This is a genomic window from Bradyrhizobium sp. Ken64 (assembly GCF_055807555.1).
On the sequence record NZ_JBVVPA010000027.1, the window covers coordinates 1 to 19,768 of the forward strand.

The 19,768-nt window shown below is 64.1% G+C and carries 19 protein-coding genes; 11 read left to right on the top strand and 8 right to left on the bottom strand.

Going from position 1 to position 19,768, the window contains the following annotated elements:
• Window positions 1–873: 873 nt before the first annotated feature.
• Window positions 874–3,336, top strand: coding sequence for a putative bifunctional diguanylate cyclase/phosphodiesterase (locus AC0L2F_RS30745; protein ID WP_473250954.1), 2,463 nt, complete (start codon window positions 874–876; stop codon window positions 3,334–3,336).
• Here AC0L2F_RS30745 and AC0L2F_RS30750 read toward each other — a convergent pair.
• Window positions 3,322–4,590 carry a serine hydrolase domain-containing protein gene (locus tag AC0L2F_RS30750; RefSeq protein ID WP_473250955.1) on the bottom strand — a complete coding sequence of 423 codons (1,269 nt, stop codon included), beginning with the start codon at window positions 4,588–4,590 and terminating at the stop codon, window positions 3,322–3,324. The two genes, AC0L2F_RS30745 and AC0L2F_RS30750, sit on opposite strands and share 15 nt — an antisense overlap.
• A 63-nt stretch (window positions 4,591–4,653) precedes the next feature.
• Window positions 4,654–5,217: a nitroreductase family protein gene (locus tag AC0L2F_RS30755; protein WP_007611770.1), complete on the bottom strand. Its 564-nt coding sequence runs from the start codon at window positions 5,215–5,217 to the stop codon at window positions 4,654–4,656.
• Window positions 5,218–5,365: 148 nt separating this feature from the next.
• Here AC0L2F_RS30755 and AC0L2F_RS30760 point away from each other — a divergent pair, with 148 nt between their 5' ends.
• Window positions 5,366–5,668, top strand: a complete 303-nt coding sequence (locus tag AC0L2F_RS30760) for a type II toxin-antitoxin system HigB family toxin (protein WP_473250957.1) — start codon at window positions 5,366–5,368, stop codon at window positions 5,666–5,668.
• Between the two features lie 10 nt (window positions 5,669–5,678).
• On the top strand, window positions 5,679–6,050 hold the full coding sequence (locus tag AC0L2F_RS30765; RefSeq protein ID WP_007611768.1) for a helix-turn-helix domain-containing protein: 372 nt from the start codon (window positions 5,679–5,681) through the stop codon (window positions 6,048–6,050).
• A 6-nt stretch (window positions 6,051–6,056) separates the two neighbouring features.
• Here the strand turns inward: AC0L2F_RS30765 and thrS are convergent, their stop codons facing one another.
• Window positions 6,057–8,150 (bottom strand): threonine--tRNA ligase, encoded by a 2,094-nt coding sequence (gene thrS / locus AC0L2F_RS30770; RefSeq protein ID WP_473250958.1) that lies wholly within the window; start codon window positions 8,148–8,150, stop codon window positions 6,057–6,059.
• A 186-nt stretch (window positions 8,151–8,336) separates the two neighbouring features.
• Between thrS and AC0L2F_RS30775 the strand changes: the two genes are divergently transcribed.
• Window positions 8,337–9,509, top strand: coding sequence for an MFS transporter (locus AC0L2F_RS30775; RefSeq protein ID WP_473250959.1), 1,173 nt, complete (start codon window positions 8,337–8,339; stop codon window positions 9,507–9,509).
• A gap of 92 nt (window positions 9,510–9,601) precedes the next feature.
• The gene (locus tag AC0L2F_RS30780; protein WP_007611764.1) at window positions 9,602–9,994 is read left to right on the top strand and encodes a hypothetical protein; all 393 of its coding nucleotides are present in this window, start codon (window positions 9,602–9,604) and stop codon (window positions 9,992–9,994) included.
• Between the two features lie 31 nt (window positions 9,995–10,025).
• On the opposite strand, the gene AC0L2F_RS30785 is transcribed toward AC0L2F_RS30780, so the two are convergent.
• Both AC0L2F_RS30785 and AC0L2F_RS30790 read right to left on the bottom strand, forming a co-directional pair.
• Window positions 10,026–10,352 carry a GrlR family regulatory protein gene (locus tag AC0L2F_RS30785; RefSeq protein ID WP_007611762.1) on the bottom strand — a complete coding sequence of 109 codons (327 nt, stop codon included), beginning with the start codon at window positions 10,350–10,352 and terminating at the stop codon, window positions 10,026–10,028.
• A gap of 167 nt (window positions 10,353–10,519) precedes the next feature.
• Window positions 10,520–11,863, bottom strand: coding sequence for an alpha/beta hydrolase (locus tag AC0L2F_RS30790; protein WP_473250960.1), 1,344 nt, complete (start codon window positions 11,861–11,863; stop codon window positions 10,520–10,522).
• Between the two features lie 329 nt (window positions 11,864–12,192).
• Here AC0L2F_RS30790 and AC0L2F_RS30795 point away from each other — a divergent pair, with 329 nt between their 5' ends.
• Both AC0L2F_RS30795 and AC0L2F_RS30800 read left to right on the top strand, forming a co-directional pair.
• Window positions 12,193–13,560 carry an APC family permease gene (locus AC0L2F_RS30795; RefSeq protein WP_473250961.1) on the top strand — a complete coding sequence of 456 codons (1,368 nt, stop codon included), beginning with the start codon at window positions 12,193–12,195 and terminating at the stop codon, window positions 13,558–13,560.
• A 2-nt stretch (window positions 13,561–13,562) separates the two neighbouring features.
• The gene (locus AC0L2F_RS30800) at window positions 13,563–14,777 is read left to right on the top strand and encodes a hypothetical protein (protein ID WP_473250962.1); all 1,215 of its coding nucleotides are present in this window, start codon (window positions 13,563–13,565) and stop codon (window positions 14,775–14,777) included.
• Here the strand turns inward: AC0L2F_RS30800 and AC0L2F_RS30805 are convergent, their stop codons facing one another.
• Both AC0L2F_RS30805 and yidD read right to left on the bottom strand, forming a co-directional pair.
• Complete coding sequence (locus AC0L2F_RS30805) at window positions 14,778–14,990, bottom strand: hypothetical protein (protein ID WP_007611754.1); 213 nt, start codon at window positions 14,988–14,990, stop codon at window positions 14,778–14,780.
• A gap of 91 nt (window positions 14,991–15,081) precedes the next feature.
• On the bottom strand, window positions 15,082–15,420 hold the full coding sequence (yidD, locus tag AC0L2F_RS30810) for a membrane protein insertion efficiency factor YidD (protein ID WP_473250963.1): 339 nt from the start codon (window positions 15,418–15,420) through the stop codon (window positions 15,082–15,084).
• 253 nt (window positions 15,421–15,673) lie between these two features.
• Here yidD and AC0L2F_RS30815 point away from each other — a divergent pair, with 253 nt between their 5' ends.
• The gene (locus AC0L2F_RS30815) at window positions 15,674–16,573 is read left to right on the top strand and encodes a COG3904 family protein (RefSeq protein ID WP_473250964.1); all 900 of its coding nucleotides are present in this window, start codon (window positions 15,674–15,676) and stop codon (window positions 16,571–16,573) included.
• Between the two features lie 58 nt (window positions 16,574–16,631).
• On the opposite strand, the gene AC0L2F_RS30820 is transcribed toward AC0L2F_RS30815, so the two are convergent.
• Window positions 16,632–17,087, bottom strand: a complete 456-nt coding sequence (locus tag AC0L2F_RS30820; protein WP_063995876.1) for an iron-sulfur cluster assembly scaffold protein — start codon at window positions 17,085–17,087, stop codon at window positions 16,632–16,634.
• A 231-nt stretch (window positions 17,088–17,318) separates the two neighbouring features.
• Between AC0L2F_RS30820 and folE the strand changes: the two genes are divergently transcribed.
• From folE to AC0L2F_RS30835, 3 genes are all read left to right on the top strand, one after another.
• The gene (folE, locus tag AC0L2F_RS30825; protein ID WP_473250965.1) at window positions 17,319–18,011 is read left to right on the top strand and encodes a GTP cyclohydrolase I FolE; all 693 of its coding nucleotides are present in this window, start codon (window positions 17,319–17,321) and stop codon (window positions 18,009–18,011) included.
• Window positions 18,012–18,038: 27 nt separating this feature from the next.
• Window positions 18,039–18,461: a phosphoribosyl-AMP cyclohydrolase gene (gene hisI / locus AC0L2F_RS30830; protein WP_473250966.1), complete on the top strand. Its 423-nt coding sequence runs from the start codon at window positions 18,039–18,041 to the stop codon at window positions 18,459–18,461.
• A gap of 83 nt (window positions 18,462–18,544) precedes the next feature.
• Window positions 18,545–19,660, top strand: a complete 1,116-nt coding sequence (locus AC0L2F_RS30835) for a lytic transglycosylase domain-containing protein (RefSeq protein ID WP_473250996.1) — start codon at window positions 18,545–18,547, stop codon at window positions 19,658–19,660.
• Window positions 19,661–19,768 lie beyond the last annotated feature (108 nt).

Here is a 19,768-nt window from a genome sequence, read left to right on the forward strand (position 1 = left end):
TATCCATGCCTCACTCCGGCCCAAGGAAGAGGGGCGTATCGCGATCGTCACGAACGCGGGCCGGACGGCGGTGGACGCTGATAACATCGGCGCGAACGGCTTTCGCAGGGCGGGCAACCGTGAGCGAAAGCATCGCGCACACGACCGGTGTGATCGGCGTACGGCAAAATCGTGTGGTCCTGACGCCCGGGGTCTGTGCGTCAAGCGTTGCGGTGATACGGCGGCCCGACCGGGCACACGCATCAGCCATCCGCAAGGCGACGGGGGCAATAGTGCATCGCTCCCCGGGGAGATCACGACATAAGCCGTAAAGCCACTGCGCAGGGAAGGCCGGATGTTTTGGCTTCACCTGTATGCCGCTGTGCAATCTTGTTACGACAATCTCGCACAGTGGACCGCGGGTGCCAGCCGGCACCCGGTCTTCCCTGCGCCCTCTTTCATTCGAGGGTGAGGCGACGAAGCAAAGCTCGGGCGAAATGCGCCGCGAGGATGCGATCCCACGTCAGTTATTCAACAACGGTCTCGTGCCCCGGACGCAGCGCAGCGCCTCTTGGCGGTGCGCTGCAGAGCCGGGGCCCATATTGCAGCGATTGCTGTGGCTTCATGGGTCCCGGCTCTGCGCAGCAGCGTAAGAACGCTGCAGCGCGTCCGGGACACGAGAGCAGCGGACCCTGTTGCGACACGTCCGCTCGCAATGACTATGCCGGACGCGCTCGGCGCCTTCGCACAACTGTCACAGTCTCTAACGCGCACTAACCAACGCCCGACTTTAAACTGTCATAATCGCCGAACGGAACCCGCGCTCGCGCTCTCTTTACACGCCGTTAAGTGCGGCTGCATTGGATGCGGCGGGAAAGTGCGTTGGGGACTGCCATGAGTGCCGTGAAGAAAGTGTCGGGAAAACCGGCCGCCGAAATGTTCGACGACATCCCGGTGCTTCAGCGCAAATGGCGTGCCGCGTTGAAGCCGGGCGAACGGCTGCCGCGCTACGAGGACGTGATGCTCGGCAGCCTGGGACGGCTCGCCGACCACATCGCGCTGCTCAAGGGCGACGGCGCGCTCGAACTGTCGCGCAGCGGACGTTACGTGCAGAAATGGCTCGGCGAAGAGCGTTGGGACATCCCGGTCGCCGCGCTCTCGCCCGATTGCGCCACCGCGCTATCGGAAGCCGCGGCGAGTGCGCTCGCCAACGGGCGGCCGCACCTGGCCAGCGCCCATTGCGTGCGCGACGGCATGGTCAGGACATTTGATGTGCTGGCGCTGCCGACCGCATCGCGCTGGGGCGCGACGCTGGTCGGCGCCTACATCAACGAACGCGGCGCGCAATACAATCTCCTGGACGCGATCTTCGCTTCGACCGACGACGCGGTGGTCTCGCTGGCGACGCTGCGCGACGCGGGTGGCAAGCCGGTCGATCTCCAGATCGTCCACCACAACAAGAGTGCGGGCCTGCTGCTGAAGGCCGAAGGCGCTGACCTGTTGTGGCGCCGGATCGGCGAGGGAGACACGCTGCTGGCCTCGCTTGAGGTGATGGAATTCCTGCTCAGGGCCGTCTCCGGCGGTCGCGGCGAGCAACTCGAGATCGAGAGCGACGGACGGCATCTCCGGCTGAGCGCCACCGCGTTCGCCGACGTGGTCTCGCTGACGATCTCGGATGTCACTGTGTTGAAGCGGCGCGACGCCTCGTTCCGCCTGCTGTTCGGCAACAACCCGATGCCGATGTGGGTGTTCGACGCCGCGAGCAAGAAGTTTCTCAGCGTCAACGACGCCGCGGTCCAGCATTACGGCTACAGCCGCGCCACCTTCCTGCGCATGAAGTTGCATGAGATCTGGCCGCAGGACGAATGGGGCAGCCACGCCGAGGCGCTCGAACGCATCGGCGACGCCTATCACTCCTCGCGCAACTGGCGGCATCTGCGCGCCGACGGTAGCGAGATCGAGGTGCTCACCTTCGGCCGCCGCGTCGCCTTCGACGATCGCGACGGCTATCTGGTCGCGGTGGTCGACATCACCGAACGGCGCAAGGCCGAGGCGCGGATCGCCCATATGGCGCACCATGACGGGCTCACCGATCTGCCGAACCGCGAATATTTCCAGGAGCGCCTGAAGCAGGCGCTCGACCAGGCCGGCGGAAAACGGGTCGGGGTGCTCTACCTCGATCTCGACCTGTTCAAGAACATCAACGATTCCTTCGGCCATCCGGTGGGCGACCGCCTGTTGAAGGAGGTTGCCGCACGTCTGAGCGCCGCGGTCCGCGGCGCCAATCTCGCGGCCCGGCTCGGCGGTGACGAGTTCGTGGTGATCCTGGCGGCCGACGTCTCGCCCAACGAGGCCAGCGCCTGCGCGGGCTTGCTGATCGACATGCTGAAGGCGCCCTATGAGATCGACGGGCAGGAGATGGTGATCGGTGCCAGCATCGGCATCGCGCTGTCGCCCGGCGACGGTACGACGTCGGAAGAGTTGATGCGCAACGCCGACATGGCGCTGTACCGGGCGAAATCGGACGGCGGCGGCGTGCATCATTTCTTCGAGCGCGAGATGGATCTGCAGGCGCAGAAGCGCCGTAACATGGAGCTCGATCTGCGCCGCGCGTTTGCCAATGGCGAGTTCGAGCTGCACTACCAGCCGCTGGTCTCGATCGCCTCCGACCGCATCTCCGGCTTCGAGTCGCTGCTGCGCTGGCATCACCCCGACAAGGGCATGATCTCGCCGGCGGAGTTCATTCCGGTCGCCGAGGACATCGGCCTGATCACCCAGCTCGGTGAGTGGGTGCTGCGCGAAGCCTGCTCCGAGGCGGTGAAATGGCCCGTCGACGTCAAGGTCGCGGTCAATCTGTCGCCGGCGCAGTTCCGCAGCCGCAATCTGGTTCAGGTCGTGATCTCGGCACTGGCGCAGTCCGGCCTGTCGCCGACGCGGCTCGAGCTGGAGATCACGGAGTCGATCTTTCTGGCCGAGACGGACGCCAACCTCGCCATTCTGCATCAGTTGCGCGAGCTCGGCGTCAGCATCTCCATGGATGATTTCGGCACCGGCTATTCCAGCCTCAGCTATCTCCGCAGCTTCCCCTTCGACAAGATCAAGATCGACCGCTCCTTCGTCAAGGATCTGGCAGGGCGGCCCGATTGCGTCGCGATCGTTCGCGCGATCTCGGGGCTTGGCCGCAGCCTCAACATCACCACGACCGCGGAAGGCGTCGAGACTGAGGATCAGCTCGATTGGTTGCGCGCCGAAGGCTGCAACGAAGTGCAGGGATTCTTGTTCAGCGCGGCGCGGCCCGCCGCCGAGATCGCAAAGCTGCTCGCCGATTTCGGCCAGCGTGCTTCACGGGCGGCGTAACTCGGACGGATAACAATCATAGACCAGCGCCTTGAAGGCGGGCGTGATGCGGCCGCGCTCGTTCTGGGTCTGCTGCATCAGCAGGTAGACCATGTCGAGCTTGGGATCGACGCCGAAATAGGTGCCGCTGCCACTGTCCCATTTCAACTCGCCGAGCGAGCCCGGCGGCGGCGGCTTGGCGTTGCCGGGATCGGTCCGCACCGCAAGGCCATAGCCATAGCCGAAGCCGTCGCCCGGAAAATAGAAGTAGTCGCGTCCGACGCCCGAACCCGGCCCGATATGATCGGTCGTCATGGCCTTGAACGCAGCGGGGCTCAGATAGCGCTTGCCCTCGAATTCGCCGCCATTGAGCAGCATCTGCGCGAAGCGCTGATAGTCGGTGATGGTCGAGAGCAGCCCGCCGCCGCCGGACTGCCATTCGGGATGGTCGAGGCGCTCGCGCTCGGCGGCGAGCAGGATGTTGTCGCTCGGCAGCGGCCGAGCCATCCGCGCGAGCTCGTCCTCGGTCGCCAGCGTGAACTTGGTGCTGCTCATGCCGAGCGGATCGAAGATGCGCTGCTTGAGGAATGCGTACAGCGTCTGGCCCGAGATGATCTCGATGACGCTGCCGAGCACGTCGGTGGAATGACCGTAGCGCCACAGCGTTCCCGGTTGCCGCGCGAGCGGCAGCCTTGCGATGCGTTCGGCGAATTCCCTGTTGTTGAACTGACCTTCGAAGATGTTGGCGGCCTTGTAGGCCTGCTCGACCCATTTGCCGCCGATGTAGTCGTAGCTGATGCCGGAGGTGTGCCGCAGCAGATCCTCGATGTTGACGGGACGGACCGGGGCCACGAGATCCAGATGCAACGTGCCGTCGGGATTGGTGACCTCGAGTCCCACCTTGGTGTCGGCAAAGAGGGGAATGTATTTCGACACCGGGTCGGTGAGCGCGAGCTTGCCCTCGTCGATCAGCATCATCGCGCCAAGGCACGTGACCGGCTTGGTCATGGAGTGGATGGCGAAGATCGTATCGGGCGTCATCGCGAGGCCCGTCCTGGTGTCGCGCACGCCGAAAGTCTTCAGATAGACCGGCTTGCCGTGCTGCTGGACCAGCACCACTGCGCCCGGCAGCCGGCCGCTCGTTACCTCGTTGTCGAAATACGCTGTGATGCGGTCGAGTCCGTCGGACGACGGAGCAGGGGTGTCGGCGGCGCGTGCCCGCGCCATCGTGCCGGCCAGCAGCGCGGCTCCGACCAGAAATTCACGACGCTTCATCCGGGCTTCCTCCCTTGCCGGGATCAAAGCCGCAAGACGTCGAAGGCGTCAACACGCCTTCGATTAAAATCGCGTCACGATTTCGGAAAGGACCGGTCGCGGACGATCCTCGCTCGGCTTGGTCGGCTTGCCGATATGGACGAAGCCGGCGAGCTTCTCGTCCGGTTTGAGGCCGAGGCCATCCAGCACGTCGCGATCGAACGAGAACCAGCCGGTCAGCCAGCAGGCGCCGTAGCCGAGCGCGGTCGCGGCCGTGACGATGTTCATGACGCTGGCGCCGGCCGACAATTCCTGCTCGAAGGCCGGCACCTTCGGGTGCGGCTTGGTGAAGCTGACGATGCCGATCACCAGCGGCGCATCCATGAGGCGTTTGCGCTCGGTCTCGACATCGGCCGCCGGCGCGCCGGGATTCTTCCGGGCAAACACCTTCGCGATCACCTCGCCGGCGCGCTGGCGCGCATCGCCCTCGAAGATGATGAAGCGCCAGGGCGCGAGCTTGCCATGGTCGGGCACGCGCGCGCCGATGGTGAGGATGGTCTCGAGCTCGGCCGGGGAGGGGCCGGGTCCGGACATCTCGCGCGGCTTGACCGAGCGGCGGGTCTTCAGGAGTTCAATGGCGTCGGGCACGGGGAATTCCTTGTGAGACTTCTGTCCCTGTCGGAGATAGGCCCGGCCGAAGACGATTGGAAGGCATTTTAGAGGGATTATGAGGACCGGGTCCTGCGCCAGTCGGAGAGTTTTGGTCCCAGCTTGGGACTATGCTAAGATGGCTTGGATGAGGATCATAGCGCTGAGCACGGTCAAGGCGCTTCTCAGCCGGAGCGGCGACGTTTCCGATGCCCGCGAGCCCTTGATGGCGTGGTTCCGGCAGGTAAAGCAGACTGACTGGGCAAGGCCCGCAGATGTCAAAAGGGACGTTCGCAGTGCCAGCATCCTCCGGGATGGCCGCGTCGTCTTTAACGTCGCCGGCAACAAATATCGCGTGGTGGTCTGGATCAACTATCCATACCGTGTGGTCTATATCCGCTTTGTCGGGACGGATCGGCAATACGACGTGATCGATGCGCAAACCGTTTAGAAGGTCGATGATGGAAATTGCGCCAATCAAATCCAACCGGGACTATCGCCGCGTTCTCAAGGAGATCGAGACGTTGATGAGCGCACGGCGCAACACGCCCGAGGGCGATCGACTTGATGTACTCGTGACGCTGGTGGAGGCGTGGGAGCGGAAGCACTATCGCCTGGACCTTCCGGACCCCGTGGAGGCGATCAAGTATCATATGGAGCAGAGTGGCTTGCAGCCGAAGGACTTGATCCCGTTTATCGGCAGCCGGAACCGGGTTCACGAAGTGCTCAACGGCCGGCGCGAATTGACGCTCAGCATGATCAGACGGCTGCATGAGGGCCTCGGCATTCCCGCCGAGTCCCTCATCAAAATCCGTCAAGACCGAGCCGCCTGAACGCCGTCAGACCGCGTCGCGCGCCCGCTTCACATCCGGCGGGGTCGCTTCGTCGACGAGGGCGGCGATGGCCTCCATTGTCGTCGTCACCTGCTGACCGTCACTGCCGAGCCGGCGGATCGAGACCGACTGCGTCTCGGCCTCTTTCTTGCCGACCACGAGCAGAGCCGGAATCTTGGCCAGCGAATGTTCGCGGACCTTGTAGTTGATCTTTTCGTTGCGCAGGTCGATCTCGGCCCGAAGTCCCGCGCGCCGGACCTGCTCCAGCACCTGCTTGGCATACTCGTCGGCTTCCGACGTGATGGTGGTGACCACCACCTGCACCGGCGACAGCCAGAGCGGGAAGTTGCCGGCATAGTGCTCGATCAGGATGCCGATGAAGCGCTCCATCGAACCGCAGATCGCGCGGTGCACCATCACCGGCGGCTTCTTGCTGCTGTCGTGGTCGATGTAGAACGCACCGAACCGTTCCGGCAGGTTGAAGTCGACCTGCGTGGTGCCGCACTGCCAGTCGCGGCCGATGGCGTCGCGCAGCACATATTCGAACTTCGGCCCGTAGAAGGCGCCTTCGCCCGGATTGATCTCGGTCTTGATGTGATTGTTCTGCGACTGGATCTCGCGCAGCACCGTCGCCATCACCCGCTCGGCGTGATCCCACATCGCGTCGGTGCCGACGCGTTTCTCCGGCCGGGTCGACAGCTTCACGGTGAGATCGCCGGTGAAGCCGAAATCGGCGTAGGTCGACAGGATCAGCTCGTTGATCTTCAGGCACTCGTCGGCGAGCTGATCCTCCATGCAGAAGATGTGCGCGTCGTCCTGGGTGAAGCCGCGCACGCGCATCAATCCATGCATCGCGCCGGACGGCTCGTAGCGATGCACCACGCCGAACTCGGCGAGCCGCAGCGGCAGGTCGCGGTAGCTCTTCAGGCCATGCTTGAAGATCTGCACGTGGCCCGGGCAGTTCATCGGCTTGAGCGCGAACCAGCGCTTGTCCTCGGCCTCCTCGCCGGCCGACTGCGCCGCGAACATGTTCTCGCGGTACCAGCCCCAATGGCCGGAGGTCTCCCACAGCGACTTGTCGAGGATCTGCGGGGCGTTGACCTCGCTGTAGTCGCCGGCCAGGCGCCGGCGCATATAGGCGATCAGCTGCTGGAAGATGGTCCAGCCCTTGGCGTGCCAGAACACGACGCCCGGACCTTCCTCCTGGAAGTGGAAGAGGTCGAGCTCGCGCCCGAGCTTGCGATGGTCGCGCTTTTCCGCTTCCTCGATCTGCTTCAGATAAGCGTCGAGGTCCTCCTGCTTGGCGAAGGCCGTGCCGTAGATGCGGGTCAGCATCGGGTTGTTGCTGTCGCCGCGCCAATAGGCGCCCGCCACCTTCATCAGCTTGAAGGCGTTGCCGACCTTGCCGGTCGAGGTCATGTGCGGGCCGCGGCAGAGATCGAACCAGTCGCCCTGGTAATAGATCTTGATCGGCTCGTTGCCGGGAATGGCGTCGACCAGCTCGACCTTGAACGCCTCGCCCTTGTCGCGGAACACCTGTTTGGTCTTTTCGCGATCCCAAACCTCCTTCGTGAAAGGCTTGTCGCGCGCGATGAGCTCGCGCATCTTTTTCTCGATCGCGGCAAAGTCTTCCGGCGTGAACGGCTCGTTGCGGAAGAAATCGTAATAGAAGCCGTTCTCGATCACGGGGCCGATGGTGACCTGCGTGCCCGGCCACAGCGTCTGCACGGCTTCGGCGAGCACGTGGGCGCAGTCATGGCGGATCAGCTCGAGCGCGCGCGGATCGTCGCGGTTGATCAGCTCGATCCTGGCATCGGCTTCGATGGGATCGTCGAGGTCGGAGACCACGCCGTCGAGCGCCATCGCGACCGTGCGCTTGGCCAGCGACGGCGAAATGCCTTTGGCGAGTTCGAGGCCGGTGATGCTCTTGGCGTATTCGCGCCGGGCGCCGTCCGGGAAGGTGAGGGTGATTTTTTCCGGTGGGGTCACGGGTCTCAAATTGCTGAGGCTGTACTGGAAGCCGGATTCGGATTTGGGCTGTTCGGACTTGGATTGGTCCTTGGACTGGTCCTTGGACGGGTCCTTGGGCTGGTCGGTCATGGCATGTCTCCTGAGGCTCACTCCTGCGAACGAGCGCAGGTAAGCGGGAACGAGCGATATATCAGGCGATTCGGCCTGCGCAATCCGGCATTTCCAAGAAACCGGCGCGCAAAAGCGGGGGCGCTGCACGAACTATTCCGGGCAACGCCCTTTAACTGGACGCAGGGCGGTTCTACATGCGTTTGCATGGAAAATGCACGCGCCGGCCGTTTCGCGCCAACCGCCCTGATGCTCGGCAATCTCGTCACCGGCTGCTCGGTCTTGGCACCGGCGGGCATGCTGCCGGAATTGGCGAGCGGGCTCGACGTCAGCATCCATGCGGCCGCACTCCTGATCACCTTCGGGGCTGTTATCCTGTGCATAGGTTCGCCGCTGACGGCCTGGCTCACCAGCCGGATCGAGCGCCGGACGCTGCTCACCACGACGCTGGCGGTGCTCGCCTTTGGCAACCTCGCTTCGGCCTTTGCGCCCGACTATGCAAGCCTCCTCGTTATCCGCCTGGTGATGCTCGCGGTCGGCGCGCTCTACACGCCGCAGGCCGCCGGCACGGCGGCGTTGATCGTGCCGGTGGAGCGTCGCGGCAGCACGATTGCCTACATTTTTCTCGGCTGGTCGCTCGCTGCCGCCGTCGGCCTGCCGCTGATCACCTTCATCGCCAGCCGCTATGGCTGGCGCGCGGCCTATGGCGGGATCGGCGCGCTCGGTTGCGTCAGCTTGCTGCTGTTGCTGATGCGGCTGCCGGGGGGCTTGAAGGGGACGCCGGTGGATCTCAAGACCTGGGGCGCGGTCGGTCGCAACAAGACCATCCTGCTGCTGCTTGCGATCACGATGTTGCAGATGTCCGGGCAGTTCGTGGTGTTCACCTTCATGGGGCCGCTGCTCAACAAGCTGACCGGCGCAGGGCCCGATGCGATCGGCCTGGTGTTCGCACTCTATGGCGTCTGTGGCTTCCTCGGCGTTGTCATCGCGACCCGCATCGTCGACACCTCTGGACCCTATCGCACCTCGCTGGTCTTCACCTGCCTGCTGCTTGCTGGAATCACGGGCTGGGCGCTCGGCGCCGGCACGCTCGTGTTGATGGCGGGTGCGGTCGCGATCTGGGGCCTCGGCTTTGCTTCGACCAATTCGATACAGCAGGTGCGGCTGGTCTCGGCCGCACCGTCGTTGGCATCGGCGACCGTCGCACTCAACACCTCCGTCCTCTATATCGGGCAGGCGGTCGGCTCTGCCGTCGGGGGACTGCTGTTCGCCCGCGAGCTCCTGCATACGCTCGGCTTCGTCGCGGTCGGTTTCGTCGTGCTGGCGCTGATCCTGGTGGTCCTGACCCGGCCCCGGCCGGCAACTGCCGCCCCGGCCTGAACGTAAGCGTGTCCGTATGCGCAAGGTGCTTGGCAAACCGCGCGCCGGAAGGCTAGAAGGCCGGTCATGGGGACCAAAGAGGGTTGACTGAAATGAGGATGATTCTGGCGGTTGCCGCGGTGCTCTATTCAGCCTCCGCGTTTGCGCAAGCCGACAAGCCACCACCGATGGTCGGGGACAAGCCGTTGGTGCAGGTCAAGCCCAAAGGCACCAAGGCGGGGACCAAGGAAGCTGCGGCCAAGCCGGCTGCGGCGCCGAAGGGCAAGCCACAATCGATCGCGGCGCGGCTCCAGGCTTGCCTCGACCTCGATGACGGCACCAAGGACCGGCTCAATTGCTACGACGCCGTGATCCCCCCGGCGCCAAAGCCGAAGCCGGCGAAGGCCAAGGGCTACGCGGATTGCCGTTTCTTCAAGGAAGAGGACGAGCGGCTGGCCTGCTTCAATGGGTTTGCCGAGAGCATTCCGAAGCTGCCAAAAACCTGAGGCCAATGGCTAAGGTCTGGAAGCCGGACGGTTAGTCGCTGATCCGGCTCAGCACGGCCCTGAAGGCAACGCCCGGCAGTTGCAGTGCGGTGCCTTCGAATTCCGCCGTGTCGCCATCCTCCCGTCCCGCGAGCGTCAGCGTGATCCGGTCGAGACCGAACAGTGCCTTGAAGCACGGGTCGTCATTGTGGCGCTCGGTCGAGATCTTGACCCTGATGCTGTCGCCTTCGCCCGTGCAGGTGCCGATGAATGCGAAAGCGGAATTGCCGCCGCGCATCTTGCCCTCGGTCACATAGACGACGCCACAACCCGTCCCGTGAACCGTGTGGAAGTCGACCTTGTAGAGTCCCTGACGCACTGCCTGTCCCCGCAGAATTCCAAATTCAACTTGGCCGGCAAAGTATGATTGTTGCCAGCGGAAGCAATCCGGTCAGCCTCGGGACCGTCGGCCATCAACATCACATTTTGATCAAGGCTCGAGAGAATTGCGGGCCGTGCAGCCAGATGCCGACGGGCGCAATATCGCTACCGGCTCGACGCGGATGGATTGGTGGAGGCTACGCGCGTGAGCGCGAGTGATGGAGTCGCCGACATCTTCACCAGTACGTCCTTGAGCGGGTCCCGCGTCCACGCTCGGGTCACATAGTCACGATGGGTGATGCCGTCCCCGGTTTCGACGAACACCACGCTGCCCGGACGCAAGGGGCCGTCCATGTCTTCGGAGACGGTGATGCCCTTCTGCCGCAGGGTGCTCATCAGCTCGCGGTCGCGCCGCGCGGTGTAGCGGGTGTAGGAGCTGACGAAGAAGCCGGAGCGGTGGCTCTCGATCCATGAGGAGAACTTGTCCATTTCGCCGTAGACGGCGTCGAGCAGCACGACGCCGCGGACACGGTCGCTGATGCCGCCGACCTCGAGGCTCCAGGCCGTCGGCAGGAAGCCGCCGCTGTAGCCGACGATCACGATCGGCATATTGGCGAAGGCGCGGGCGCTGTTGGGATCGCCGGTGAGCCGGGCCAGATGGTTCGCAGATTCGTCCAGGAAGCGCTTGAGGCCGCCGGCCTGCCAGAATTTTCCTGCGCTGGAATCGGCAGCGTCAACCGCCATCTGCGGCGCAAGCAGGATGGCGTTGGCGCCGGAATCGGTGATCTGTTGCGGCACCAGCTGGCGGTCGCGCACGTCGCGCTCGAGTGTTGCGCCATTGCCGTGGAAGAACACCACGATCACGCCGGGCTTCCGCACGTCGAAATGTTCGGGCACGTGCATCAGGACGCGGTTATCGTTGTAAGTCTCGTCCTGCCAGAACACGCGCCCGGAATAGCTGCGGTGGCCGCGGCGGTCGCCTTTGGAGATGTTGAGGAACGGCGCGTCGGAGGCGGGGTTGTTGCCGAAATAGGGGAAGGCTGACGACTTCATGCTGACGAGCGTCGTCAGGTCCTCGCGTGGCGGACGCTGGTAGGGGGCCTGCGGCGCGAGCGAAGCGACCTTGTAAGGCGCCTGCTCCGGCTGCTGCTGCACGGCGCGTTTGGGTGAGAAGTCCGACATCTGCCGTTGCAGAAAACCCTCGCTCGCGGATGGGAAGCGCTCCCTGAACTGGGGGGCCGGGAAGCGATCCTCGAACGTGTCGCTGGTTGCTAGCTGGTTTTTCTTCGCAACGACCTGAACGTTGGCTTGGGCGTTGTTGCCTTGGGCGTTGGCCTGCGAGTTTGCCGCGAGCGCTGCCGGATTGGGCGCCTTGCCGCATTGAACCAGGGTCAGCGACAACGGCACCAAGGCTGAGATCAGAGCGACCCGAAGCGCACGACCGCGTGCGCCGGACGTGGTCCGGTCGGCGCGGATGTCAGCTCTCGGTTTCGGAACGGCCCCGACCATTCACCCATGACCCCAAGTCATGACCACAAGTCCATCGGCAATCATTAAGGCAATTGAGCCGATGGGCGTTTAGGCGACGTTAAGTGTCCGGAGAAACTTCCCCACATCCGGAACGCTCAAAAGGACCACGCAATCGTGTCGTGATTGTGGGGAAGGGAAACGTGATGTGCCGGTGTTTGGGAAGGTTTATTGGTCCAGACCTCGCACTAATGGTGCTGCAGTACCGATTTGGCCCGCCTCATTTAACCCTTGTTAACCCTGCTTGAATTGACTGGACCGAACTGCACGATGCTTCCCACGAGGCGTGACGCCTGAGGTTGAGGACGGCGATGACGGCATCAGATGCGGGTACTGCACCCTGGACCAGCCGGCTGACCGGAAGCGGGTCGGGGGTCTCCGTTCTGGTCGCAACCGCCATCGTCGTGGCCGACATGATTGGGGTCGGCGTCTTCACCAGCCTCGGCTTCCAGGTCAAGGACATTCCCTCGGGCTTCTCGATCCTCTTGCTGTGGTCCGTCGGCGGCATCGTCGCGCTGTGCGGCGTGTTCTCCTACAGCGAGCTCGGCGCCATGTTTCCGCGCTCGAGCGGCGAATACAATTTCCTTGGCCGCGCCTATCATCCCGCCTTCGGCTTTCTCGCCGGCTGGGTGTCGGCGACGGTTGGTTTTGCAGCACCCGTCGCGCTCGCCGCGATGGCCTTCGGCGAATACGCCAAATCGGTCGTGCCCGGTGCGCCGCCGATCCCGCTTGCCATCGCCGTGGTGTGGCTGGTCTCGCTCGTGCAATTGACCGGCGTCAGGCACTCCTCGACCTTCCAATTGATCTCGACCATTCTGAAGGTCGTGCTGATCGTCGCCTTTCTGGTCGCCGGCTTCGTCGTCGGCGTGCCGCAGCCGATCGCCTTCACGCCGCAGGCGGGCGATCTCGCGCATATCGTCAGCGCGCCTTTCGCGATCGGGCTCGTATTCGTGATGTATTCGTTCTCGGGCTGGAATGCCGCAACCTACATCATCGGCGAGATGAACATGCCGCAGCGGGACCTGCCGCGTGCGCTGCTCGCGGGCACGCTGATCGTGCTCGTGCTGTACGTCGCGCTGAATGCGGTGTTTCTCCATTCGACGCCGGTCGGCGCGCTCGCGGGTCAGCTCGACGTCGCCAGCGTCGCCGGCAGCGCGATTTTCGGCAATCTCGGCGGCCGGATCGTCGGCGCGATGATCTGTTTCGGCCTGATCTCCTCGATCAGCGCGATGATGTGGATCGGCCCGCGCGTGATGATGACGATGGGGGAGGATATTCCGGCGCTGCGCGTGTTCTCGCAGAGATCGGTGCGCGGCGCGCCGGCCTATGCCATCCTGTTTCAGCTCGCTGTCGCCAATCTGCTGCTGTTCACCCGCAGTTTCGAGGCCGTGCTCGACTTCATCCAGTTCGCGCTGCTGTTCTGCTCGTTCTTCACGGTCGCCGGCGTGATCAAGCTGCGCATCACGGATCCCGATTTGCCGCGGCCCTATCGTGCCTGGGGATACCCGTTCACGCCGCTCGTTTTCCTGCTCGTGACCGCCTTCATGATGTACTATTTGTTGACCGAGCGGCTCGTGCAATCGCTGTCGGGGATGCTCGTCATGTTCTCGGGCCTTTTGATTTATGCTGTTTTCCGCAGGCGGCCGGTCGCCGCTGGCACTTCATCACATCGCGAATAGACATGTTTCGACCCATGAGAATTGCGGCCGTCGCTCTCGCCTTGCTGGCTGCGGCCGTCTCGTCCGCACGTGCCGCCGAGGCAACCTTCGATGACACCGCGCGCTTCCTCGCGGGCATGCAGCCTTCTGCGAATTCGCCGCTGGTGCCGCTGACAAGGGACGCGGGATGGCAGCGCCATGCGCGATTCTTCGACGGCGCGTTCGCTCAGCTCGAGGAGCGCCAGCTCTCGAAGATCCGCAACTGGGCCGACGTCAATCTGGCCGCGCCCAGGCCGACCATGTTTTATTTGTTCAGCGGCCCCGATTTCCTCTACGCCAACGCCTTCTATCCCAAGGCCAGCACTTACGTGCTCGGCGCGCTGGAGCCGGTCGGTGCGGTGGCGGACCTGACGCGACTGCCGCGCGGTTCGGTCGGCGCCGCGCTCTACAATGTCGAGCGCTCGCTCGGCTCGATCCTGAGTTTTTCCTTCTTCATCACCAAGCAAATGAAGGTCGACCTGCACACCAACCAGGTCAACGGCACCTTGCCGATCCTCTATGTCTTCCTCGTCCGCTCCGGCAAGACCATCCGCAATGTCGAGATGGTCGCACTCGACGACAAAGGCGGCGTGCATGTCGGCAACGACAATCCCGGACCGAACGCGACGCGCGGCGCCCGCATCACCTTCGCCGGCCCCGACGGCGAGGCGCGCACGCTGTATTATTTCTCGACCGATCTTTCCAATTCAGGTGCACGCGCAGCCGGCTTCCTGAAGTTCTGCGAGACGGTCGGCCCCGGCAACAGCCTGATCAAGAGTGCGTCTTATCTGCTGCACTCCGGCAATTTCACCGTGGCGCGCGACTGGTTGCTCGCCAACAGCGCGACCATCGTCCAGGACGATTCCGGCATTCCGCTTTCGAACTACAATTCGCGGCAATGGCGCTTCTTCCCGTTCGGCCGCTATCTCGGACCCATCAGCGAATTTCCCGGCCGCTACCAGGAACGTTACGCGGCGCTGTTCACGCGCGCCCAGCCGATCGATTTCGGCGTCGGCTACCGCTGGCGTACGCACGAATCGAACCTGCTGCTGGCGGTGAAGGTGCCGGGAAGCGAGACGGCGCCCGGCGCGGAGACCACCTCGTCCGCCGAGCCGTCGCCGAAACCGCCGCGTCCGAAGCGGCCACGTCCGCCCGAGCCGGTCCCGCCGCCACCCGGGCGCTTTTTCTGGTCCCGTTGATTACCAGTGCACGCTCTGGCTCGGCACGATGAACGCCGTCGTACTGGGCGGCGTGGCCGTGCTCGCCGCCAGATACCAGCCGGAGCCGACGACGAGCATCAGCAGAGCGATAATGGCGATCATGTCGAGGGTTCGGGGATCGTGGCCTCGCGAACCACCCCGCGAATCCGGTCCAGACCTGACGTGAAAATGAGGGCTGATTTTCCAGCGCATTGTTGTTTCCTCCCGCGGGAGCATCGACTCAACGCGAGGGAAGAATTTCGGTTCCAGTCAAGGGTGCGACGCGTGAGGCGCCGCGTGGTGCTTAGGACGCGTTGACACCGCGCCAGCGGGCGTATCGCCAAGGCAGATACCATCGCGCTCCTTCGGGCGCCGTGAGGGGCACGTTGTCGATGCCCGAGGTGCCGAAGGGGTTGCAACGGAGCAGGCGCGCGAGCGTCATCCAGCCGCCGGCCCACAGCCCGAACCGTTCGATCGCCTCATCGCCATAGGCGGAGCAGGTCGGCAGGTGCCGGCAATTGTAGCCAACCAGCGGCGAGAGCGTGTGGCGGTAGAGCCAGATGAGCGCGCGGCCGAATCTGCGTGGAAGCCGGAGCACGCCCGCGACGGAATTGGAACAGTGCTCGCAGGCTGATTGCTTCATGGGCGCTTTGCCTAGATCGTGCGCGACGTTTTGCGCGGTTCCGGCGCAGGGAACTATAAGCTGTTGTTTGTACGTCATATTTTGCATGCTTTTTGGGAGCAGTGCAGCAAGTGCGTATGGACGAGCTGTATTCCCCCGGATACCATTTTTGTGACGTTCATGTGAGACTCATTGGAACGTCAGAAACGGGCTTGGCTGAGTCGGCTCGCCGTGGGGCTTGGGCTAAGGCTTGGGACTTGGGGAAGGGACCAGTTTGAAACTTCTGAAGGCGCTCAAACTTCGCGGCTGGTTGCTGGTGGGAACCGCTGCTTGTGGAGTCGTGCTGGCTGGCGCCGTCGCGACGCTCGGGTCGTCAGCCCGGGCCGGTGCTGCCCTCGAAGAGCGCAAGCTGCCGATGAAGTTCGGCTGGGTCGCCTGCGAGCCGAATTGCCGCGGCTGGGTCAGTGCGGTCGGCATCATCACCGCCGATACGCCTAGAGACTTCGAAGAGTTTTCCCGCGGACGCCAGCTCGGCGGCGCCACCGTGGTGCTCGATTCCAGTGGCGGTTCCGTCAACGACGCGATCACGCTCGGCCGGCGCTTTCGCAATCTCGGACTTTTGACCACGGTCGGTATCAGCGTTCAGAGCCGCGGCGGGCAGACGGTTCGTCCGGCGGTCGCGCCTGAGGCTTATTGCGAATCCATGTGCGTGTTCCTGCTGCTGGCGGGCAAGAAGCGCTACGTGCCGGAAGATGCCCATGTGCGGGTCCACCAGATCTGGATGGGCGATCGCGCCGACGATGCCAAGGCCGCGAGCTACAGCGCACAGGACCTGATGATCGTGGAGCGCGATATCGGCCGGCTCGCCAAATACACGTTCGACATGGGCGGTGCCGGCGATCTGCTGTCGCTCGCGCTCAGCGTCCCGCCGTGGGAAGATCTGCACGAGCTCGATGCAGGCGAGCTCAAGCTCACCAATCTCGTGACGACGAATCTCGCGGCCGACGTGCTGCCGCATGTCGACATCTCCGCGCCGGCAATGGCGGAGCTTGCACCGAAGAGCCAGGCCAGGTTCGGTGCGGAACCGGAGCAGTCTGCAAAGTCGACCAAGACGGCGGAAGCCCTGGTTCCGACGGGCGGCGTGGCCACGCCGGTTGCGGCGTCGCAGAAGTAAGCCTCGAAATCTGATCCCATTTGCGGGCCGAGCGACGAGCCCGGATCAGCCTCCGTAATCAGCCTTGCGCCGCAGCCGGCTGCTTCGCCTTCGCCTCGATCTGGCCGATTGCATCGACCACGGCATCGAAGGTCAGGAGCGTCGAGGCGTGGCGTGCCTTGTAGTCGCGGACCGGCTCGAGGAACTTGATCTCTGCCCATTTGCCTTCAGGAGGCGCGCCGTTCTCCTTCAGCATCTTGCGAACAGTTTCGCGTAACTCACGGAGTTCGCTCGCAGTCGATCCGACGATCTGACTTGCCATGATGGATGAAGAAGCCTGTCCCAGCGCGCAGGCCTTCACGTCGTGGGCGAAGTCGGTGACCTTGTCACCCTCCATCTTGAGGTCGATCTTGACGGTCGAGCCGCACAGCTTGGAGTGGGCGGTGGCGGTGGCATCGGGATCCGGCAACCGTCCGAGCCGCGGAATATTCCCGGCCAGTTCGATGATCCGCTTGTTATAAATGTCGTTCAGCATGTGATGGAGTCCAGCAGGATCGGCCTTGGCGTGCGCCGTCCACGGCCTTATATAGGGTCGGAACTGGCGGAAAAACAGCCCGGCGCTGCAGCACTGGTGTGATCCAGACCCGTACTGCCGGCGTTATAATTTGCAGACCTTTTCGCCAAAACTGTTCTCTCAGGCGTCCGGCGGTTCGCCGCCCCGTCTGCCGGTGACACTCCGGCCGCAAGGCCGTCGAACGGAGTCGACATGGACGCTACCATCAAATCCATCCGCCCCAGCAAGCCCTCCGATCGGCAGCCCGAGAGCCGTCCGGCGGAGCTTGATCCTTCCGAATTCCTTGCGGCTGCCGTCCGCGCCGACCAGCCGCGCCCGGCGCGCGCCGAGGCCGAGCAGGCGGTGAAGACACTGCTCGCCTATATCGGCGAGAACACCAACCGCGAGGGCTTGCTCGACACGCCGCGCCGCGTGGTCGAGGCTTTCGACGAACTCTATCAGGGCTACCATCAGTGCCCGGCCGAGGTGCTCGATCGCACCTTCGGCGAGACCGCCGGCTATGATGATTTCGTCCTTGTGCGCGACATCGAGTTCACCTCGCAATGCGAGCATCACATGATGCCGTTCTACGGCAAGGCGCACATCGCCTATACGCCGGTGGAACGCGTGGTCGGCCTGTCGAAGCTTGCGCGCCTCACCGACATATTCGCCCGCCGGCTCCAGACCCAGGAGCACATGACCGCGCAGATCGCGGCGGCGATCGACGAGATCCTCAAGCCGCGCGGCGTTGCCGTGCTGATCGAGGCCGAGCATACCTGCATGTCGGTGCGCGGCGTCGCCAAGCATGGCGCCTCCACCTTCACCAGCCGCTTCACCGGCATGTTCCGCGATAATCCGGCGGAACAGGCTCGTTTTCTGTCCCTGGTGCGAGGCCTGCAGCGCTGACCTCGCGAACAGACCGGCGAGGGCGTTGTGTCCGCTCACTCCCATGAAACCGAGGAAGGTCTCGCCTTCCTTCCCAGGTTCGACGCGGCCGGCCTCGTGACGGTCGTCGCGACGGACGTTGCCACCGGCGACGTGCTGATGGTCGCGCACATGAATGACGAGGCGCTGCGCAAGACCATCGCGACCGGCGAGGCCTGGTACTTCAGCCGCTCGCGCAATGCCTTGTGGCGAAAAGGTGAGACCTCAGGTCAGACTCAGCGCGTGGTCGAGATCCGCACCGATTGCGATCAGGATGCGGTCTGGATCCGCGTCGAGCAGATCGGCGCGGCGTGTCACACCGGCCGCCGCTCCTGCTTCTACCGCAAGGTCGAGGCCGACGACGGCGGCGCCAGGCTCGTCTTTGTCGATGCGGACAGGCTGTTCGATCCGGACGCGGTGTACAAGAAATAGTCCTTCCGTCCTGCGGAGGTGCCGGCCCGAATTAACCCCGCATTAACCATGCCTGTCCCACGGTGAGACGACAGGGCGCCGAATTGCCGGCGCCGCTCAACGCCGCACGGGCCGGGCACTTCATCATGTCGGTCGACAATTCCAGTGTCTCACAGCCGGCGGTTCTCGATCCGTCGCGGGCACGCGTCGCCGGCGCGATCAATCAGGTCTCCAACCGGACCGGCGTCAGCTTCCAATACATGCTGACCACCGCCAAGATGGAATCGGATTTCGATCCCACGGCGGGGGCGACTACGTCATCCGCACACGGGCTCTACCAGTTCATCGACCAGACTTGGCTCGGCACCGTGAAGGAAGCCGGCACCCAGCTCGGCTATGGCAACTATTCCGATGCCATCACCAGGACCTCGTCGGGCACCTACACCGTCGATGATCCCGCAATGAAGCGGTCGATCATGAAGCTGCGCGACGATCCGGAGGCCGCCTCCAGCATGGCGGCTGCGCTGACGCAGTCGAACAGCTTCAAGCTCACTGGCCTGCTCGGCCGCAGGCCGTCCGACAGCGAACTCTACATGGCGCATTTCATGGGCGTCGGCGGCGCCGCGAAACTGATCGCCAATGCCGAGGACAATCCGCAAGCGGTCGGCGCGCGGTTGTTTCCTAACGCTGCGTCCGCCAATCGCTCGATCTTCTACGCCAGGGACGGCCGCGCGCGCAGCGTTTCCGAGGTCTATTCGGTGCTGGATGCACGCTACGCCAGCGCGGCAAATTCGAAAACCACCCGCAGCGCGATGGCGATGTATGGCGGCACGCCGTCGACCACGCAGGTCGCGAGCGCCAACGGCGTACAGCCTGCCGCGCCGCTGATCGACAATGCCGCGTATCTCCAGACCTTTCCGAACACACGCGCGGTGACGCCGGTCAGCGCGACGGCGCCAACGACGGTCGCGGACAATGCACCGATCAGGCCGGTGTTTCGCTCGATCTATCAGCCCGGCGACACTACTCAGCCGGTCTCGACGACCGTGCAGAAATTGTGGGGCAACAATGCCTCGCTCACCTCGGTCGCACCCGCGACCTCGGTCGCACCCGCGACCTCGGTCGCACCAGCGACCTCGGCCGCATCGGCGACGCCCGACGTCCGGCCGCCCCAGCCTCTTGATCTCTTCAGCGATCGCAGCGGCACGTTCTCAAGCTAATTCGCGTGCCCGTGTCTCGGATACGTCGCAGCGTGAACGCTGCGCGCAGGTCCCGGCGCGTGCAACAGGCCGCCTTTGTTCCCTTAACAAAACGTCAATAAAACCAGC